Origin of the sequence: Paenibacillus graminis, assembly GCF_000758705.1 — a bacterium.
In the GTDB taxonomy this organism is placed as follows: Bacteria; Bacillota; Bacilli; order Paenibacillales; family Paenibacillaceae; genus Paenibacillus_AQ; species Paenibacillus_AQ graminis.
In genome coordinates this window covers 2,888,506-2,909,221 of sequence record NZ_CP009287.1, presented here as the reverse complement: position 1 = coordinate 2,909,221, position 20,716 = coordinate 2,888,506, and the positions used below count along the sequence as shown (strand labels likewise).

At 52.4% G+C, this 20,716-nt stretch carries 14 protein-coding genes; 5 read left to right on the top strand and 9 right to left on the bottom strand.

The genetic code is table 11. The features are described 5' to 3' along the window. Positions 1-71: 71 nt before the first annotated feature. Complete coding sequence (locus tag PGRAT_RS11795) at positions 72-1,205, top strand: glycerol dehydrogenase (RefSeq protein ID WP_025705018.1); 1,134 nt, start codon at positions 72-74, stop codon at positions 1,203-1,205. 7 nt (positions 1,206-1,212) lie between these two features. Then, positions 1,213-2,973, top strand: coding sequence for a dihydroxyacetone kinase subunit DhaK (dhaK, locus tag PGRAT_RS32325; protein ID WP_042266631.1), 1,761 nt, complete (start codon positions 1,213-1,215; stop codon positions 2,971-2,973). A gap of 479 nt (positions 2,974-3,452) precedes the next feature. Here the strand turns inward: dhaK and PGRAT_RS11785 are convergent, their stop codons facing one another. Together PGRAT_RS11785 and PGRAT_RS11780 are read right to left on the bottom strand one after the other, a co-directional pair. Then, positions 3,453-4,673 (bottom strand): NAD(P)-dependent malic enzyme, encoded by a 1,221-nt coding sequence (locus PGRAT_RS11785; protein WP_238326814.1) that lies wholly within the window; start codon positions 4,671-4,673, stop codon positions 3,453-3,455. Positions 4,674-4,989: 316 nt separating this feature from the next. Further along, positions 4,990-5,745, bottom strand: a complete 756-nt coding sequence (locus PGRAT_RS11780; RefSeq protein WP_025706006.1) for a YheC/YheD family protein — start codon at positions 5,743-5,745, stop codon at positions 4,990-4,992. A gap of 211 nt (positions 5,746-5,956) precedes the next feature. Here PGRAT_RS11780 and PGRAT_RS11775 point away from each other — a divergent pair, with 211 nt between their 5' ends. Both PGRAT_RS11775 and PGRAT_RS11770 read left to right on the top strand, forming a co-directional pair. Then, positions 5,957-6,769 carry a DUF6492 family protein gene (locus PGRAT_RS11775; RefSeq protein ID WP_025706005.1) on the top strand — a complete coding sequence of 271 codons (813 nt, stop codon included), beginning with the start codon at positions 5,957-5,959 and terminating at the stop codon, positions 6,767-6,769. A gap of 14 nt (positions 6,770-6,783) precedes the next feature. Continuing rightward, positions 6,784-8,085: a sugar phosphate nucleotidyltransferase gene (locus PGRAT_RS11770; RefSeq protein WP_025706004.1), complete on the top strand. Its 1,302-nt coding sequence runs from the start codon at positions 6,784-6,786 to the stop codon at positions 8,083-8,085. 113 nt (positions 8,086-8,198) lie between these two features. Here PGRAT_RS11770 and PGRAT_RS11765 read toward each other — a convergent pair whose 3' ends face one another. Both PGRAT_RS11765 and sbnA read right to left on the bottom strand, forming a co-directional pair. Continuing rightward, positions 8,199-9,161, bottom strand: a complete 963-nt coding sequence (locus tag PGRAT_RS11765; protein WP_025706003.1) for an ornithine cyclodeaminase — start codon at positions 9,159-9,161, stop codon at positions 8,199-8,201. An 18-nt stretch (positions 9,162-9,179) separates the two neighbouring features. After that, positions 9,180-11,432: a 2,3-diaminopropionate biosynthesis protein SbnA gene (gene sbnA / locus PGRAT_RS34785; RefSeq protein WP_337588166.1), complete on the bottom strand. Its 2,253-nt coding sequence runs from the start codon at positions 11,430-11,432 to the stop codon at positions 9,180-9,182. A 128-nt stretch (positions 11,433-11,560) separates the two neighbouring features. On the opposite strand from sbnA, the gene PGRAT_RS11750 reads away from it, so the two are divergent. Then, positions 11,561-12,400 (top strand): YheC/YheD family protein, encoded by an 840-nt coding sequence (locus PGRAT_RS11750; RefSeq protein WP_025706002.1) that lies wholly within the window; start codon positions 11,561-11,563, stop codon positions 12,398-12,400. A gap of 141 nt (positions 12,401-12,541) precedes the next feature. Here PGRAT_RS11750 and PGRAT_RS11745 read toward each other — a convergent pair whose 3' ends face one another. From PGRAT_RS11745 to PGRAT_RS11725, 5 genes are all read right to left on the bottom strand, one after another. Beyond that, the gene (locus tag PGRAT_RS11745; protein WP_025706001.1) at positions 12,542-14,443 is read right to left on the bottom strand and encodes an RICIN domain-containing protein; all 1,902 of its coding nucleotides are present in this window, start codon (positions 14,441-14,443) and stop codon (positions 12,542-12,544) included. A 147-nt stretch (positions 14,444-14,590) separates the two neighbouring features. Further along, complete coding sequence (locus tag PGRAT_RS11740) at positions 14,591-16,174, bottom strand: extracellular solute-binding protein (RefSeq protein ID WP_025706000.1); 1,584 nt, start codon at positions 16,172-16,174, stop codon at positions 14,591-14,593. Between the two features lie 99 nt (positions 16,175-16,273). Continuing rightward, positions 16,274-17,209 carry a carbohydrate ABC transporter permease gene (locus tag PGRAT_RS11735; RefSeq protein WP_025705999.1) on the bottom strand — a complete coding sequence of 312 codons (936 nt, stop codon included), beginning with the start codon at positions 17,207-17,209 and terminating at the stop codon, positions 16,274-16,276. A 15-nt stretch (positions 17,210-17,224) separates the two neighbouring features. After that, positions 17,225-18,145: an ABC transporter permease gene (locus PGRAT_RS11730; RefSeq protein ID WP_025705998.1), complete on the bottom strand. Its 921-nt coding sequence runs from the start codon at positions 18,143-18,145 to the stop codon at positions 17,225-17,227. Positions 18,146-18,370: 225 nt separating this feature from the next. After that, on the bottom strand, positions 18,371-20,671 hold the full coding sequence (locus PGRAT_RS11725) for an AraC family transcriptional regulator (protein ID WP_042266628.1): 2,301 nt from the start codon (positions 20,669-20,671) through the stop codon (positions 18,371-18,373). Between the last annotated feature and the right edge of the window lie 45 nt (positions 20,672-20,716).

The following is a 20,716-nucleotide window of genomic DNA, read 5'->3' as shown; positions in this document are numbered from 1 at the left end:
TTTTCGAAGCGAGTTTTGTACGAAGTGTATTCAGGAAGTTATGCTCACAAAACTTTTAGGAGGAATAAGCCATGAGAAAAGTGTTCATCAGTCCTACTAAATATATTCAGGGAGAAGACGAGCTGCTTAACCTGGGGTATTTTGTGAAAACCTTCGGAGACTCCGCCCTGCTGATTGCCCACCCCGATGATGTGCGGCGGGTCCAGGCTAAGCTGGATGCTACCAGCAGTAAGTTCGGCATTACTCTGGTCACGGGAAATTTCCAGGGAGAGTGCTCCCGCCCGGAAGTGGCCAGGCTGCAAGCCTTGGCCCGTGAACATGCTTGTGCCTGTACGATTGGGCTCGGGGGAGGCAAAGCCATTGACACAGCGAAATGCGTAGCCGAAGGCGAAGCCTTAATCATCGTTCCCACGATTGCCGCAACGGACGCTCCCACCAGCCATTCTGCGGTCCTTTATACACCGGAGGGCGCTTTCGACGACTATGCTTATTTCAAACAAAGCCCCTCCGTGGTCATGATCGATACAACTGTCATCGCTGAAGCCCCTGCCCGGTTCCTGGTGTCCGGCATGGGGGACGCTTTGTCAACCTATTTTGAAGCCCGGGCTACTGCGAGATCCTTCTCCAATGTGAATGCCGGGCTTCCCTGCGGCGTGCGCGAAGGCGTGAGCCAGGAAGCCAAAGGAACCAAGGCCGCGCTTGCGCTGGCCCGCGTATGCTACGAAACCCTGCTGGAAGATGGCGTCAAGGCCAAGCTGGCCTGTGACCAGAATGTTGTTACCCCGGCACTGGAAAATATTATCGAGACCAACATCCTGCTGTCCGGCCTCGGTTTTGAGAGCAGCGGACTTGCGGCAGCCCATGCCATCCACAACGGACTGACGGTTCTGGAAGGCAGCCATCATTATTACCATGGCGAGAAAGTGGCCTTCAGTACATTGGCCCAGCTGGTGCTGGAGAATGCGGACAGCCGTGAAATCCAGGAAGTGCTCGCCTTCTGCGCTTCCGTAGGCCTTCCTGTGTGCCTGGCTGACATCGGCGTCCGCTCGATCACCAGGGAAGAGCTGCTGGAAGTGGCCCGCAAGGCCTGCATTCCGGAGGAATCGATCCACTCGATGCCGTTCCCGGTCACACCGGAAGCGGTAGCCGCAGCGATTACTGTGGCCGACCAGTTGGGTCAGGCCTTCAAGAAAGGCAAGGTGTAAACGCGCCGTGAAAAAGATAATCAATCAGCCGGAAACCTTAGTCCGCGAAATGGGCAGCGGCATGGTGATGGCCCACCCGGAGCTGGTTTTTGACCGCAAATATAAAATCATCGCCAAAAAAACGCTCAACGGGGACAAGGTCACCCTGATCAGCGGCGGGGGCAGCGGACATGAGCCTGCCCATGCAGGCTTTGTGGGCCTGGGCATGCTGGATGCCGCGGTATGCGGAGATGTCTTCGCCTCCCCTTCCCAAATCCAGGTGTATCAAGCCCTCCGCAGCTCCACAGGCAGCAAGGGCGCCCTGCTGATCATCAAAAATTACAGCGGCGATATGATGAACTTCCAGAATGCGGCGCAGCTTGCCCGGGAAGACGGCATTGCCGTCGACTACGTGAAGGTGGAAGACGATATCGCAGTGGAAGACAGCCTGTATACCGTCGGCAGACGCGGTGTGGCCGGAACCCTGTTCGTGCATAAGATTGCCGGAGCCGCAGCAGAGGCCGGCCTGTCGCTGGAAGAAGTGAAACGCGCAGCCCAGCATGCGGCGGACCGGGTGCGCAGCATCGGCTTTGCTTTTACCTCCTGTACGGTTCCGGCCAAAGGCACCCCCACCTTCCAGCTTGCAGAGGATGAAATGGAATATGGAGTCGGCATCCACGGAGAGCCGGGTATCCGCAAAGAAAAGTTGGTCAGTGCCGACGAGCTTGCCGTGCGAATGACCTCCGCCCTGCTGGCAAGCCTGCAGCTGGACGGACAGACCGGCCAGGAGGTGGCCGTTCTGGTCAACGGCTTCGGGGCCACGCCGCTGCAGGAATTGTATGTTCTGAACCACGCTGTGATCCGGGAGCTGTCAGAACGCGGCATAACGGTCCGCCGCACGCTCGCAGGCAACTATATGACCAGCATCGACATGGCTGGAGCCTCAGTAACCCTGATGAAGCTCGATGATGAGCTGAACCAATGGCTGGCCGCCCCGTGTGATACGCCGGCCCTGAGAATTACAGGACCAACCGAACCCGTTCTGTATGCCGGCCCGTTGGAACGGCAAGTGGAGGCCAGCGAGGTGAAATACACCAATGAGACTGATCCTGCCCATGCAGTGATAAGGGAAGAACGCCTGTCGACAGCCAATATCATCTATCTTGTTGACCAGATGAGCGAAGTGATTATCACGAACGAGGTGCCGTTCTGCGAGCTGGACGCCCATGCCGGAGACGGGGATTTCGGCATGAGTGTGGCCAAAGGCTTCAAGCAATTGAAGTCAGAGTGGCAGGATCTCCTCCAGAACCACTCTACAGACATCGGCAGCTTCCTGCAGGCCTGCTCTCTGATTATTATGGAGCACTGCGGCGGTGCATCGGGGCCAATCTGGGGCTCCGCGATCCGTGCAGCAGGCAAATCCGCAGGAAACAAAACCTCCCTCTCGATTCAGGAAGTGGCTGACATGCTGTCCGCAGCCGTCAAGGGTATTCAGGATACCGGTGAGCGTTCCTTCGGCCGGGGAGCCGTCGTCGGCGACAAAACGCTGATTGATGCCCTGGTTCCTTGCGCCGAATCGTGGCAGAGCAGTGCGGAGCAGAAAGACACGCTGCATAAGGCTTTCACCAAAGCCGCCCAAGCTGCCGTTCAAGGTGCCAAGAGTACGGAGGGCATCGTCGCCCGGATGGGCCGGGCGGGAACCGTCGGTGAACGCAGCATCGGCTACCCGGATGCCGGAGCCTACGCGCTCGGTGTCATCTTCACGGCACTGGCGGAAGCCGTCCAGTAAGCGAAGCCGGCGTAAGCGTTTATCCCCAAGCCGAAACGGCTGTATCGTCCTTCACCAGACAACGTAGCCGTTGTGGATTTCAGTTTAGCGTGGCCTGGAGAAGCCTACACGAATCCTTCAGTCATCCTAAGTGGAAAAAGGATAACTAATCTTGCACATTTCACTCCTAATGAGGTAAAATGGCCCAACTAAGTTCCCTTATTCCACTTCAGTCTCACAATTGCTGATTCCGGGGAGAAATAAGCTCCCTTTTTCCAACTAGCCACTGCTGACCTGCTTCGTTGCAAGCACTATTTAGAAAAAGACTCAACAAGGTTATCTGCTTCGGATGATTGGTGGCCTCTGCTGAAGGCCCCCCTGTTATCCGGGTTCATGATTTCCCCTACAACGGGAAAAAGAGTACTCCACAGCTGTAATGAGCTGGAGTACTCTTTTTTGCTAAGCTGCCGGCATGACTCTCGCCCGCAGCTGCCCATCTATTATGAATTCGCCCCGATCAGCAGATTTTTGCGGGCAGCACCACTATTGAACGCCGCTTCGGCAACGGCTACGCGGATTCGTTCCACCACACGCGGATCAAAGGCATCCGGAATGATATACGTCTCATGGAGATCCGCAGGATCAATGACTGAGGAAATTGCTTTTGCCGCCGCCAGCTTCATTTCATCATTGATGTCGGTGGCTTCACAATCCAGCGCCCCTCTGAAAATTCCGGGAAAGCACAGCACATTGTTAATCTGATTCGGGTAGTCTGAGCGGCCTGTCGCCATAACTCTTACATGAGGCGCAGCGATTGCGGGATCGATTTCCGGCATCGGATTCGCCATGGCGAACACGATGGGGTCCTTGGCCATGTTCAGCACATCATCCAGCTTCAGCACATCCGGGGCGGAAACCCCAATAAATACATCGGCACCCTTGATCACATCCGACAGCTGGCCGGCCTCCAGGTTCGGATTCGTCATCCGGGCATATTCGCTCCAGTGTGTCCGGCTGTAGGGAACCTGCCGGTTGAGGGCACCTTCCCGGTCCACACCGATCAGGTTCACAGCCCCTGCATGGAGCAGCATTTTGGAAACGGAGATGCCTGCTGCGCCGATCCCGTTCACCACGATTTTGACATCCTTGATATTTTTGCCGCAGACCTTCAGGGCGTTCAGCAGCCCGGCAAGCACCACGATGGCCGTTCCGTGCTGGTCGTCATGGAATACCGGAATGTCCAGCTCATTCCGGAGTCTCTTTTCAATCTCAAAACACCGCGGAGAGGAAATATCTTCGAGATTAATGCCTCCGAATGTAGGGGCGAGCGCTTTTACAATAGCAATAATCTCTTCCGTACCTTTCGTGTCGAGGCAGATGGGCACAGCATCCACATTGGCGAACTGTTTGAACAGCGCCGCTTTGCCTTCCATCACCGGCATGGCCGCTCTTGGGCCGATATCTCCCAGACCCAGTACAGCCGTTCCATCAGATATCACAGCCACTGTGTTTTTCTTTGTTGTCAGTTCATAGGCCTGCGCCTGATCCTGTGCGATCGCCTGACAGACCTCCGCCACACCCGGTGTATATACCTTGGACAAGTCTTCTTTGGTCCGGATCGGATTTTTTAATGTTGTCTCAAGTTTTCCGCCTTTGTGGAGCAGCATGATCTCATCCAATAAATCCACAATATTTCCCTCCATTAATCCGCTAATCTCCATTCCGTTACTGAACCTCTGTATGTATACCTAATAGTTATCGGCAATACTCACCAGATTCACAAGATAATCGTCCTAAACATATGGAGTTTTTGATTACCTATGTTTTTAACTCTACATCGCTCATGCATTCTTTTCGCTGAAGAACATCACAATCAGCCCCTCTTTCGTTTTTTTTCGACAAAAATGCTGAAATGATCCCCAACAACGTGACTTTGCCGGAGGTATGCACATGCCCAAATAACCCCACGGAGTGGGGTTATTACTTGGAACTCTTATAGAGCCACTTCAAGCGGCAGTCTGATTCAAGGCGGCAGCCTTACTTTTCCAGCCAATAACGCCGGTATTTCATAACTTTCCTGTACATGGATTTGTCCTTCAGCTGATTGAAGATATAGGGATCGGGTTTCATATTCACTTCAATCACCCAAGGGGTCAGCGACCGGTCCAGACCGACATCAACGCCGATTTGCCGGATACGGGGATAGGTTTTCTGCATATGAGCTGCCATGCGGGTGCCGAGCAGGCTCAATTCCCCGGTCAGATGGGCAAGCTGATGCTGGGTCAGATGGGTTGAGAGCAGGGTTTCAATCGCCATCGGTCGGCCGCCGCTGTGGTAATTCGTAACAATTTTGCGCGGATGGCCCAGCCGTCCGATGATTCCGGTAGCTTCCCAGACCCCCTTAGAGCTTAGCTGCACCATCACCCGGATATCAAAGCGGCGGCGGTTGTGCTTCAGGAGGTGGATGCCTTTTTGAATCAGATAACTCCTTTTGCCTGTTTTTTTGGCCAGGCTTTTGTGAAAAGCTTCAAAGGTGTCAAAATGGCGGACCGTTTCCTCATACTGGTACGTAAAGCCCTTGTGCTCCCCCCGCTCGGCCCGAATGACCCCGTTGCCATAGGTTCCCCGTTCCGGCTTGACATATATCATTCCATAGCTATGAATCATCTGCTCCAGATTGCGTCTGGAAAATTTCCGGGTATCCGGGATAAAGGGTCTGACCGCATTGCTGCGCAGCAGCAGCTTCGTCTTCAGCCATTTGCTCTGAACTAAGTTACCTGTGTTTGCCTTCACACTTGCACTCTCCTATCCGGTAAGGGCACCTACCCCTCCCTGATTTGCAACGTCACTGTATCCTATGCGGAAGGCAGCTTTGCCGAATTAAGCATCTATCCCGTGCAGGAAGATTAACTTTACGGCGGCCCTTGCCCGGTCCTGAACGGTTACAGCCGCATACATTAGTTGTAGACGCCCCAAGTGTCAATATGTGTCCGGAGATGAAGCTATGTCAGCAATATCAGGCTTAACGAACAAGGGCCCGGCAATCGATGTCCTGATCCCGGCCATTGAAAAAGATCTGGCAACCCTCCCTCATGTGATAGACAGTCTTCGCCGCTATGTCCGCCATCCGGTCAGCAATATCTACATTGTCTCACCGAACAGCAGCAAAATCAGATCTCTGTGCACACGGAAAGGCTGTATTTTTGTCGACGAGACCCGTGTTCTGCCGTTTACCAAAAAGGACATCCATTATTCCTCTACCCGCTGGAACCGGTCGGGCTGGCTGTATCAGCAGCTGCTGAAGATGAACGGGGATCATATCTGCCGGGAGAGCTTTTTTCTGGTTATAGATGCCGATACTGTGCTGATCCGTCCCCACCGGTTCCGTTCCGGGAACAACAGCATTTTCTACTGCCGCAGCTGGAGCCAGCCCGAATATTTCCGTACCTACCGGAAGCTGATGGGTGCCCGGCCGCCCTCTCCCAGATCATTTGTCACCCATTACATGCTGTTTGAGAAGGCAAAGCTGGCCGGATTAAAACGAAAAATCGAAGACCGGCACGGCATGTCCTGGCATGCTGCCATTATCCGCAGTATCGACAAGAAGAAGCAGTTCGGCTTCTCTGAGTACGAAACCTACGCCAATTATGTATACAGCGGTGACAGCACCTCTGTCATCTTGAAGAATGCCAACAATAAATCGCTGAAAAGCTCATTTGCGTCTCTGGGGAAAGCGCAGACTCTGCGGCTTGCCCGTACGTACCGTTCCCTTTCCTTTCACCAGCGTAAGGGATACTCCACTCCAGCCAGGCACTAAGGAGGCAGACAGCTGTGCATACCATTCTTCTATGCGGCGGTTCCGGTCAACGGCTATGGCCGCTGTCGGGCCGCATCCGTTCCAAAATGTTTCTGGAGCTGCTCCCCGCACCGGATGGGGGCAAAGAGTCCATGCTTGGGCGGGTATGCCGCCAGTTGGACCATGCCGGTCTTGGTGCATCGGCATTGTTCGTCGCACATGAGGATCAGATGGCCCTCACGCGGCGGCACACCCGGAACCGGTATCCGGTGATTGGCGAGCCCTTTAAACGTGGTACATTCACGGCTGCCGCGCTGGGTGCCCTCTACTTATATTCCTCAGGAACAGCGAAACCGGAAGACACCTTGTGTGTGGCCCCGGCGGATATGTATGCGGATGACGGATTCTTCCGTTTATTCCATCAATTTTCGGATGTTTTGGCTGAATCTAAGGCCGACCTTGTGTTGCTTGGGACAAGGCCCGCCCACCCCTCTGACCAGTATGGCTATATTGTCCCGGGAAACGCCGCTGGCAAGCGGTATTCTCCGGTGATCTCTTTTGCAGAAAAACCGGATACCGCCAAGGCTGAGGAGCTGATCGGGAGAAACGCCTTATGGAACTGTGGTGTTTTTGCTTTTCCGTTACGTTTCATGCTCGCCCATCTGCAGCAGATGGGTCTGCCTGTGGAACTGGCTGCATTTACAGAACGGTATCCCGGATTCCCGGTCCGCAGCTTTGACAAGGAGATTGCTGAGCGCAGCAGCTCAGCCGTCGTACTTCGGCATGAAGGTGAATGGCTGGATCTGGGAAGCTGGGGATCGCTCACCGCTCAGCTTGCTCAGCCGGTTATTGGAGCAGGCGGAATTTGGGGGGAATGCCGGAATACCCACATTGTTAACGAATTGGACATTCCGTTACATGTTATCGGCGTATCCGGCGTAGTTGCTGTAAGTGGTCCCGAGGGGATTCTGCTTGCCCGGAAAGAGGACGCAAACGCGATTAAAGGAATCATCCGGGACGCTTCCGCAGAATCCAGATATGGCGAAACCAATTGGGGAAGCTATACCGTCCTCGACCGGACCTCAAGCAGTGCCGGCCTGATGCTTACGCTGAAATTGTCCCTGCTGTCTGGCCGGACACTACCAGAACAGCTCTGTCACCATTCCACCAAGAGCTGGGTGATCTTGTCCGGAGACGGAGCAGTCATTCTGAACGGCCTGACCATTGAAGCACAGTCAGGCGGAATATTTACATTCTCCAGGGGAGACAGCCATGGAATCACAGCTTTTACCGCTATGAAGCTGATTGAGATACGGACAATTGAAGAAGAGGAATAGCTGGCTCTACCTTCTTTAAAGAAACGCAAAAAAGAAACCTTTCTTTTAGGAGAGGTTTCTTTGTAATTCAATATACCATGGACCAACTTTACCTGTAAGACAGACCCTTCCCCTTACAGCTCACTCCCAATCCCTTTTTCCCTTGCTATCTTTACGTAGTATACGGCTGTAGCGATATCGAAGACGGCCATACCCATCGGGCAGAAAAGAATCGGCTCATCTGCGGCGAAATCCGCAAAGCAGCGGCGGCTGACGACATCGGTAATCGTTCGCGTACCTTCACAAGTCAGCCCCTGCTCCAGATGAAGCCGCTCGATATCCGTATTCTCACGGCACACTTCATCCCAATCGTCCACGATGATGGCTTTTACCGAAGTCAGTGCCTCCGGCTTGTAATCACGCAGCGAAACATTCAGCAGAAGGCTGCCCTTGGCCGGGGGAATATTAATATACCGGTGTTCTGACACGGTACAGGTGATGAAGATATTGGAATGCCGGTAGGCATCCGTCCAATTCTTAACTACTTCCATCCTGTCCCTGTACATAGACGGGATTCCCGACAAATCTGCTCCCCTTATATCAAAGATACGGATTGATTCGATCCGGTCCCCATACAATGCTGCAGCCATTTGAAAATGATACTGTCCAATCGGCCCCCAGCCGATAATGCCGAGATGAATTCGGTCCGCCGGGCGTGCCTCCATAAAATAACGAATCATCAGCCCGCTGATGGAGGCCGTCCTTACAATGCTGGGGATCGGCGAGTTGAGGATGGCTGAAGGTTCGCCCGTAGCGGGATTATTGATTACTATAATGCTATGCGCGCGGGGAAGACCAGCCTGGGTATTATCCGGGAAGCTGGAGATCCACTTGATACCTGCCGCGTTCACGGTTCCCCCTACGTATGCGGGCATGGCAATTATCCGGTTTTGCGGATTCTTATAGCGCAAGTAAGGCTTTACCGGCTGGGCGTAATCACCGGAATCCATAATGCGCACTGCAGAATTTACCGACTCCACAAGGGCAGGCCAATCCAGGCCAACTTCCCGAAGGTCCCGGTCGTTTAAGTACAGCATCCCGCTTCATATCCTTTCTTATATTCCAAGGCCGGTTCTGTCCTCAGCTGAAAGCTCCCGGCCGAATTGGCTCAGAATCCAGGCGTCTGAATAGACAGTATCTAGATAACGTTCTCCCTTGTCATGCAGAATGACCGCGCAGACCGATCCCGGTGTCAATTCCGGCTCCATCTTCTTAACGGCTGCAATAATTCCCCCGGAGGATGCGCCAGCCAGAACCGATTCGCTCCGGGCGAGTGCCCGGCAGCCTTTGACAATATCCCAGTCCGAGACATGGATGATACGGTCGATCAGACCGGTTCTGCAGAAGGGCGGTACGATACCGGCACCGAGTCCCGGGAAGCGCCGCTGCCCCTTATTTCCGCCAAAAATAGCGCTCCCCTCTGCGTCAACAGCCACGATTTGGGTCATAAGCCCGTGATCCCTTGCGTATTCCGCGAGGCCCCGAATCGTGCCGCAGGTACTGACACTGCAGAACAAGTAATCCACCCGCCCAAGCTCAGCCACAATTTCCTTCATGGTCGTATGGTAGTGGGACAGATAATTATTGGGATTCGCATACTGATTCGGCCAGTAACTGCCCGGTATTTCCGCCAGGAGCTGCTGTACACGGTTCAGCCTGGCAGGCAAAAACTCGCCTGTTTCAGGGTCGGGACCCGGGACCAGGTCTATTCTAGCGTCCAGCGCCTTGAGGATTTGCAGATTCGTGTCTGTTGTTCTGGGGTCAACCACGCTGATAAAACGCATCCCCAAAACCTTGCAAATCATCGCCAGGCTGATCGCCATATTTCCCGAGCTCGATTCAATGATGGAAGTTCCCGGCCCAATGATCCCTTCCTTCCAGGCTTCCCGGATCATCTGCAGAGCGGGACGGTCTTTCGCACTTCCGCCCGGGTTCAGCAGCTCCATTTTCGCGTAAACCTCAAATCCGCTTTTCTGGAACAAGTTATTCAGCTTGATTAATGGTGTGTTTCCGATAGCCGACAAAATGCCGCCATTCAGATATATATCTGGCCTGCTATTATCTTTGTCTTTCTGGTAATACAGTTTTTTGTTCTTCACCTGCCCGCTCTCCAGCGGCTCATCCGCAGTTACGGTAATGACCTCAATAGCATCAAGCAGATGGTTTCGAATCATCCTGCCGATTTCGGGAATACACTCCCCGATTTCTTTCCGGATGGCCGGAATAGCGGAGTTTTCCGCAGATTTGCTCTGAATATATACAGTCAGCGCATTGTCCTCTACTCTAACGCGGATGATCGCATCCTCAAGATGACGGTATACAACCCGTTCAATATCGTACAGGCTTATTTTTTCCCCGTGCTTTAATTCCCGGCCTACCCGTTTGACAATAGACGCAAAGCTCTGCTTCTCTACACCGCCTGCCTTCACAGGCCTGAAGTCTCTTACAACGTCATAGGTAACAAAACGGATAGCAGGCAGCATCTTGCGGACGCTTGAGGTAAGCACCAGGATACTCTCGTCCTTTGCCAGCGGTCTCCATTCCTCGCCTAACTCCTGTGTCCCGATCCCTTCCGCATAGATGCCGTCGGCGAGAATATACCGGCCAAGATCATGGGAGTAATAAGCAATCGTCCCGATTTCAATGGAGCCGTACGTATCGATGATGTCACGCGGCTCCAGACCGAACAGGCGGGCCATGTTACACTGCCACTCAGGTGTGGCGATTTCCCCGACCAGAATGATCTTGCGGATTCCGAAGGCAAGCGGATTATCCGCAGCATATACGATATGGTCGAGGATAGAAGGCATCGTATACAGCAGGTCCGGCCGGAAAGCCTCAAGCTGTTCAATGTGCTGCTGAATCGGCAGTTCAAACGGGATCGAGCTATTTTCCAGGCCCAGCCGTTCAAATATGGTTAGTGCAGTGTTCGCTGCATGTCCGGTACCCATGTCTGCCAAGGCTCTTGTGCATCCGCTTCCTGCGATAAGCTCACCGAACAGCTTTGTTTTGATATCTATATAGTGCTGGTCATCTTCCTCGGAATAGAGAATCGCCTTCCTGCGGCCAGTGCTTGTGCCCGATGTCCTGTATACGGCAAGAGAAGGGTCAGCTGGCTCTGTATAATAATAGGTTTCAAGAATTTCTGACGTCAGCAGCGGAAGCTTCTGAAGGCTATAATTGGTTTGCCCGCCGCCGATCAGCCCCTTGTACCAAGGAAAGACCCCGATAACCTCAAGCACCTTATCCTGTAATTTGTCCAGCAGCATCTTCGCCGCCTCCCGCTCTGCTGCATACTGCAGCCTCATTAGATACACACCTTAAATCATCATATGTAGCACGCTCCGGGTGTGTTCTTTTATCATCTGCTGCCCAATCAAAAGTTCAACTATCCCCGTAAGATAGCCTATAGGGCTTATTGCAACGGAGGGACATAATGAAGGAACAAACCACACGTATATCCAACAAGCTGATGAAGACAAAGGTGCTGGCTGGAAGCCATGAGTTAAGGATGCATATCCCGGTATCGAGAAAAATGAATCCAAGCACGCTAAAAGAGATGCTGCAAAAATATCATATGGTGTACATTAAGCCATGCTGCGGTTCATTGGGGCGGGGCGTGATCCGGGTTGACAAATTTCCGGTCAAACGCTTGAAACGCAGCAGCGGAAGAGATCATGACCCGGGGCAAGAGATGGCCTACCGCTATCAAGCCGGTACGCTAGTGCATAGATTCTCCGATTACGACACCGCCTATCGCGCAATCTATAGGGAAACCAAGGGAAGATCCTATTTAGTACAAAAGGGAATCCGGCTGCTTACCTATGATAGTCGGCCCTTCGATATCCGGGTGATGGTGCAGCGGAATCTTAAGAGGGAGTGGGAAGCTACGGGGATTGCAGGACGCGTGGCGCCTCCTCACAAAGTGGTGACCAACGGCAGTCAAGGAGGGACCATATATCCGGTTGAAGTATTGTTGAACGCCTACACAACCCTAGAAAAGCGTGCAGCATTGATCGCGGCAATGAAGGAAATTGGAGTAAAGTCCGCCCATCAGTTAAGCACTGCCTTCCCCGGCCTTCAGGAAATCGGAGCTGATATTGCCTTGGACCGGCATCTGAAGCCCTGGATCCTGGAAGTGAATACAGCCCCCGATCCCTGCCCGTTCACCAAACTGCAGGACCGTAGTATGATCAACCGGATCGTTAGATACGGCAAGGCCTATGGGCGGACTTACAATCTGAAATGTATGAAGGCGAAGCAGGGTGTGATGTGACTCGAGCCGTGAGGCTGAGGAAGGTTTTTCAGATTCGTATTAAAACAGAGGTTGGAACAACCAATAGACCGCCCTGTGGGAGGCGCACCACACACCAAAAAGCCCGCGTTTGTGCGGGCTTTTTGGCGTACAAATCAAACCTTACGGCGCCACAAAGAAGAATAGCTGATTGTCCGCTCCGAAATAGGACCACTGCTGGATTTTGGTACCGTTCATGGTTGAAGAGTCTGGAATATCCAGCACTTTGCCGCTTTGTCTATTCACAACCTTATAATAGCCGCCGCCAACTGCTTCAAGCTTCCACTGCTGATTATATCCTCCTGTACCGGTAAGCGCCCACTGCTGAACACCCGCACCGTCCGCGGTGGAGCCGTTTATCACATCCAGGCCTTTACCGCTGGCTGTGTTAACGATGTTGACATACCCGCTTCCTGCATCGCTGATCGTCCACCGCTGGTTATTGCCGCCTGCATATTCCCATTGCTGGACAAGCGCGCCATCCGCCGTAGAAACATCAGTCACATCCAGGGCCATTTCGCTTGCTTTGCTCAAAATCTTATAGGTGCCGCCGGTCACCGGGGCCGAGTTGGACGGCCATTTGAAGGTGATCGCGCCTCCGGCAGGAACGGTGTACGTGAATGACTGGGAATTCCACTGAATCTTGACGGTCTTAGTGCTGGAGAGCCGGTTGGACAACACAAGCGCAATGGTGCCGTCAGGATTTTTATAGGCTACGTCCTCCATGCTGTCCTCAAACGTATTCGAATCAATGCGGGACGCATTCAGGTCGACAAATTTACTGCTGTGCCCCAAACCGTAAAATTGCGGGTTGTAGGTCACTGAGTCCGTAGTGTCAGAGCGGATGGTCAGCAGGCCGCGGTTGGCAGCATCAATTCCGGCGAGCGCAGGGCCGCCATTCTGGTCCAGCGCGACATTCCACATGATATAGGACTTTGCCCAGTTTCTGGGGAAGCGGATCATATGCATCATCAGATCCTGGAACATTCCCGCGTTCGTGCCGCCGCCAATCCACGTTCCGCTGCCGCCTTCCGTGAACCAGATCCGTTTGGTCGGATAAAGGTTATGCAGCGTGGTCAGTTTGGAATGGTCTCTATCTTGAGTGTAGTAATGAAAAGCACTGCCCTGCGTATAGGCAGAAGCGCTAGATTCCAGCACTGACTTGGCATAGCTAATATCGTCATAGTTGTGGTCATAGGCCATAATTTGAGTGTTAAGTCCGTTCTGTGCCAGCTTCGGGCCCAGCTGATTGATCAGTTTGATTTGTTCAACGTCAGACATTAGAAGTCCGGAATAGTGTTTTGGGGCATATTTCGGTTCATTCTGCAGGGAGAGGGCATAGACAGGTGTTCCAAGTGCGGCATACTGCTGCAGATATTTCACCAGATAATTGGCATAGACATCATAGCAATTCTCACGCAAGGTGCCGCCCGTATCACCGTAGAGGCTTTTTTTCGTCTTCATCCAGGCTGGAGGACTCCATGGGGCGGCGAACAGCTTGATCCGGCCCGGATTAACGTTATAGGCCTGATTAAGCATAGGGCGGATATAGGCTTCATCCCTCCAGAGTGAGAAAGCGCTCAGGTTCATATCATCGCTGTTCCCGGACGTATCATCATAGGTCCACATTTCCCAGTTGAAGTCACTCGCGCCGATCGGCTGGCGGAGGGCGCTGATGTTGATGCCGCTGGCGCTGAACAGCTGATTCATGACCTCGGTTCTTTTGGCTGCAGACAGTTTGTTTTGCAGCAGCCAGCTGGATGAATCAGTGAGTGAAGCTCCAAAACCGTCCATCGTCTGATACGTGCTTCCTTCATTGACAGCAATCGTATAGTCGGCACCTGTGCTGGATGGAGAGAACCTGACATCCGGTTGTCTTGCCAACCAAGTATTTGTGTTGGGATTGGACAACCATACCTGTACGTTTTCACCTGCAGCCTGCGCCTGCTGCGGGGAGGACACCGCCCCCATGGGCACGGAAATAGCCAGAACAACTGCCAGAGTCAGCATTTTTTTGTTTGCCATAACAGTTCACTCTCCCTGAATAATATGAACTTCTCAAAATGCCCTTATAGTGCCAACCGTTTTAATGACTTGACCCCTTTCTTTTCTGAATATGAACTGGAACAGCGGCGAAATTGCCTCCGCCGCTGTTCCTCATCATGCCAAGTTTTATTTAATTCCTTTTTCGTCAAAATACTGATTCGATTGTTCCTTCACATAAGTCAGGAGTTTTTCGATCCCGGCTTTTTTCAGCTTGTCGCGGTAGGTCTTGAGTGAAGCGTCCACATCAGGTATCAGCCCGAGCATCAGCGGTTTGCCATATTGCTCAAACACCTGGTTAACCGCTGCAAGCTCGGTTTTGACCGGATCATAATCCATATAAATGGGTCCGAAAATATCCGGTTTGCTGATTGGCTTGAATTCTTCCTTCAGCTTATCGAGACCGTCCCAGCCTCCCTCTTCTTTCAGCATGTTGGGCTCATAGCGCCAGCCCCAGCTAGCGATATCGAAACGAGGCGTTTCATTAAGATCGACACCCGGTGCCGGAATGACAATCGTTTTGGCGTCCTTGCCCTTGGCCCAGTGCTTGCCTTCGATCCCGTAGGTCATCAGATCAAAGTAAACAGGGTCGTTGCGAAGCTTATCGAGCACCATCAGCGAGCGCTCCGGATTCTCCGAGCTCTTCGGAACAGCCATCGCGTTCGAGCTTGGCAGCGTCGGCATTACATAATTGTGAAACCGGGTGAACGGGAAGTAGCCGATTTCCATATTCAGTTTTTTGGCCTTCACCTCATTAATAAAGCCTCCGGCGCTGGACGGGTTGCGCCAGTAGATCGCTCCTTGTCCGGTCTTGATGAAATCGCCAGCTTCCTGTTTCGAGGACAGCGAGTTTTTGTTCCAGTAGCCCTTGTCTGCCCACTCCTTCATCTTCTTGACCCAAGCTTCGTACTTGTCGGTAAACGGTACGATTTGAATGTCACGCGGAGTATCGTAAGATGTGGCTGCGATCAGCTCGTTTCCGCCAATCATCTGGAAATCATTCCAGGATTTGAACAGGACGTTCACGTTATCATAGACCAAGCCATTGATCGGGGTAACATGCTTCTTCGTCTTCACGGCATCCATGTAAGCCTCAATCGAATTCAGGTCGGTGAACTCCGGCAGGCCCAATTCCTTGCGCCAGTCCTCCCGGTAGACGTAGCCGGATGGCGTGTATTCCGGATTCGTATTCGGCACCGCGTAAATACCTCCGCCGACCGTGACGGAGCCCCAGTCATCCTTCGGCACATTGCCCCAGGTTACCGGCGCATATTCAGGGAGCAGCTTGGTCAGATCCAGAAAGGCCCCCTGCTTGGACAGCTTGTAGAAATCTGCCCAGCTCGATGCAAAGATCATGTCGATCTTCTCACCGGAGGTTAGGAGCAGATTGTATTTAGTCTGCCAGTCGTTCCAGGTGGTAAACTTGAGATCGACCGTAGTGTTCAGATCCTTTTCCAGCATTTTGTTCCATTCGGCCATCACCTTGTCCATATCCTTATGCGTATCGCCGACCAGATACCAGGTCAGCTTTACCTTTTTGAGCGGTTCCTTCGATGCTGTAGCCTCACTTGCCGATGGGCTGGCATTGCCGCCGGACGCATCCGAATTGTTCTTTTCCGCTGCATTGTTATTCGATCCGCCACAGCCTGACAGCAGCGATGCCAGCATGGAGAGCGAGACGAGCAGCGTCCATCTTTTTTTGATTTTTCCCAACTTGATTCCTCCTCAATGAATGTGCTAAATGCTTCGAGCCTGTCTGACCTTGCCCTTTATTACTTATAAAAAAATACTATGTTAGCCGGCAAGCCGGGTCTAACCTTTGACTGCTCCAACAGTAAGCCCTTTCACGAAGTAGCGCTGGACGAAAGGATACAGCAGGATAATTGGCCCTGTCGCCACCACAGCAACGGCCATTTTGAGTGTTTCCGTCGGCGGCACGACATTTGCGGCCAGGTAGGCCCCGTTATTCGTCTGCAGCACCGCTGCGCTGGACAGGATTTTATAGAGCAGGAATTGCAGTGGATATTTACTATCCGTTGTAATGAACATATTGGCATTGAACCAGTCGTTCCAGTAACCAAGTGCGAGAAACAGCCCGATTGTGGCGAGTCCCGGCGTCGACAGCGGCAGAATCAGCCTCTGGTAGATTTTGAAATCACCGGCGCCATCAATTTTGGCGGACTCTACAATGGATTCAGGGATCGACTTCATGAAGCTGCGCATCAGGATAATGTTCCAGGCACTCAGCAGCGGAGGCAGAATCAGCGCCCAATAGCTGTCTTTGAGCCCCAGATTTTTGGTCATGAGAATATACCAGGGAATGAGGCCGCCGCTGAACAGCGTTGTGAAGTAAATAAAGAACGAAATCCCGTTGCGCATCGCGAAATCCTTGCGGGAAAGGACATACCCTGCCATCGAGGTCAGGAAAATGCCCAGCAGCGAACCGGCGATGGTCACACCGATCGTTACACTATAAGCCCGGTATATTTGCTCCGGTGTACTGAATACGGACTTATACGCCTCGAACGAGACCGTGTCCGGGAATAATTGAAAGCCTTTTGAGATAATCTCCAGCTCATCGGTAAAAGAACCGGCGACGATTAGCCAGAAGGGGATGAGACAGATCAGGGAAACGAGTGTCAACAGCGTGTAGCCGATGATATTAAAAGCGATGGTTTCCTTGTCCTGCTTAATCCGGTTGCCCTTGAAGGCATCCGCTTTGGCCAGTTGTTTGACTTGGGTACTCATGCGTATACCTCCTTTCTAAAACAAGGAGTAGTCCTTGTTCGTCTTACGGATGATGAAATTGACAATCATGATTAAGGCGAAGCCGAAAAATGATTGATACAAGCCGGCTGCCGTACCCATACCGATGTCAAAATTGACTGTCAGGGAACGGAACACAAACGTGTCGATAATATCTGTGGCATCGTACAGCATACCGTTGCTGCCGATAATCTGATAGAAGAGATCGAATTGCCCCTTCATAATGCCGCCTAGACTGAACAGAATCAACAGAATGAAGGTAGGCTTCAGCAACGGCAGCGTGATATTGCGGATTTGCTGAAAGATAGTCGCCCCGTCGATTTTCGCCGCCTCGTAATATTCATCGCTGATTGCCATAATGGCCGCCAAATAAATGACAGTGCCATAGCCCAGCCCTTTCCAGACACTAAAGAACACAATAATGAACTTCCACGGTGCGGTATGCAGGTAGAAATCATAGGAATGAAGTCCAAGCTGCTTAAGTACGCTGTTGACTACCCCAAGATCTGAGAACAGGTTATAGACGAACGCGCCTACCAGCACCCAGGACAGAAAATAGGGAAGAAACATCAGCGACTGGGCTGTCTTCTTGAACAGCTTGCCTGACAGCTGAGCAAGGAATACGGCACAAATAATCTGCATGATATTCCCCAGGAAAATGAACGCCAGATTATACAGCACGGTATTCTTGGTCAGATTCCACAGCACTCCAGTATTAAATAAGAACTTGAAATTCTCCATCCCGACAAACTGGCTTCCAAACAGCCCTCCGTCAAAATCAAACTTCGTAAAGGCGTAATATACGCCTATCATCGGGATGTAACTAAACACAATGAAAAACACAATTGTTGGTGCAATCATTAGCAGAAGCGTCTTGCTCTGACGCAGCTCCCGGATGATCCCGCTCTTTCCGGACATCGAATCGGCCTCCTTCTCCTTCTGTTTGTATATTCCGCCGGTACTCCCGGCTACAAACCTTATACTAGGAGAGAGCCTATTTCCGGGCAACTTACCATATGCGATATGACTCACTTTCCGCTTAAAAAGCAGACTAATTTTTTCCGAACTGACTGCTTAATTGCTACCTTTATCCGTTAAAAAAGGCGTTCCTGTGCGATTTCTTCGCCAAGAACGCCTTCCCTTCTATTCAGCTGCAATGCCTGCCTCTACACCGTCCTCATCCGTTCGATTCCGGCCCGTTCTGCGGTATTCCGCAGGCGTTACACCATTGTACTTCTTGAACGCTTTAAAAAAGTACGGGCTGTTCGAGAAGCCGGCACGTTCTGCGATTTCTCCGACAGGGGCATCCGTATGCAGGAGCAGCTCGCGCACTCTGCTCATCCGCACCTCCTGGATATAACCGAGTATCGTCTGCAGCGTATGCTGTTTGAACACACGCCCGAGATAGGTGGCGGACATGCCGAGCTCCTCTGCCAGCATGTCCAGAGACAGATTCGGATCAGCATAACGTTCATCGAGAATTTTTTTGATCCGGCACGGCAATTCATCCTGCCGGCTCTTCTTCCGTTCATTCATCTGATTCTCCAGCTGATCAAACAGGGACATACAACGTTCAATGAACTGCCCCATCGTCTCTGCCCGGGAGTGAGGCATATACAGGTGCAGGTTAATGAACTCCCAGTCCTCGTTCGATGGAGAATGCTGGCGGATAATCCGCAGTGCGTTCTGCAGCGCAAAGGTCAGGTGTGAAACAGCAAACTGGTAGGATATATAGGTATAATCAGCCGTATCTATAATGATCTCACGGAACAGCTGCCTTACATCAGCTATCCGCCCCAGCATCAGCTCATCAATCATCTGCTTCTCTTTCTGCAGCGGATATTCATAACGTTTGGTCTTGTTCTGTTCCACTTCTTCGGCTTCGATATGGCTGCCGGCTCCGCTGAATACCCAGCTGTATGAGGCTTCCACTGCCTGCTGATACAGGGCATGCACCGCTTCGATCCCCGGACCGCTCAGGCTGGAGGATACAGTGACCGACAGCTTTAAATATTCGCTGACCGCCGTTTGAATCCAAGCAGCATAATCTCTGCACCGCTCCCGGTCAACATCGGCTTCGCCTGACATCTGAAGCAGCACCGCCGCCTGTTCATCCCCGATATCCGCCGCAGCGGCTGGAATGCCAGCGGCGGCGAACAGCTCCTGGGCAATGTTGAGCACTCCGTAGAGCAGCAGCTTGCGGTCCTCCGCTTTGTACCGGTTCACGAACAGCAGGTGATCGTCCACCAAGATCAGCAGGACACGGATCGGCTGTGCAGGATCCAGCGGAATGCCGTACCGTTCAAACCGGGCGGCTGCATGCCCGGCGTTCATCTGTGTATATCCGTTCAACAGGCTGCGGAGATATTCCGAGCGCATCGCCTGGACGCTCTCCCGCTGTTCTGTTTCCAGCTTACCCAGCCGGGAGAGCTTATGGCTCAGCCCGCTGAAGATCCGCCGGGACAGCAGTGAGGACAGCGCAAGTCCGGCGAACAGGATGGCCCCGGCAACGATCAGCGTCTTGATCCGCATACTATCGATATTCCGGCTGATCACTGAATAAGGCACAATGCGGATATATCTCCAGCCCAGATAGTCCGGACTGCTGTAGGTGACTAGACTTTTGACATGATCCACCTCAGCGGCAAAATACCCGGAATCGTCCGGTTCCCGCAAGATCCGGTCAATATACGGCGTACCCTTAAGGTTGGTCAGCATCGGTGTCTTCCAGCTGTTCGTGACAAGCGTGCCGTTCTCGTCGATCAGAAAGGTATTCGTCGGATCATTCGTCAGCGAACCGTCGATATGTTTTTGCAGCTGCGTCTCCTTGATGTTGACAACAACCGCATTCTTCCGCGGCTTCTTGCTGAGGGTGTCATACAGCAAAAAAGTATACGTATCCCTTTCCCGCTCAGCGATGTTTCCAACGAGCCCGTCGATCTTAAGCTTACGGGGAATCGGCATCAGTGTTTTGTAATCGTTCACATGCTGGAGCATGCTGCTCAGTTCCTGGTCGTAAAATTCCGCCTCGCTGAATACCGAGGGCACGCTCATATCCGAAGTGATATAGAAGGTGCGTGCCTCGGCATTATAAACATAGATGGAATCGATAAACGGCGAGGTTTCACGGTAATTGGTTAACTGGCGGATGGAACTATTGATGTCCTGCGCGCTGAGGTCGGGAAAATTAAGCAGATTGGCGATATTCTGATCGCTATGAATCTGCTTGGCGAACGTAGCGGCGGTCACAGCCATCACGGAGGCTTCCTGAGTCGTCTGCGCCAGACTGTCCATCGTCTGATCGTAGGATTGGCTGAGCGCGATTTTCTCAAAATTCATATACAGAATGATGGACAGTATGGAAATAGTCAGAAATATCGTAACAACCATTACAGAAAAAAACTTCCCGAAGTAGCGATCTACTTTTTTGTGCGGCATTTTCATGTATGATCCCCCTCAAAGGATAGTGTTGTTCCAGCCGCGTGAGTA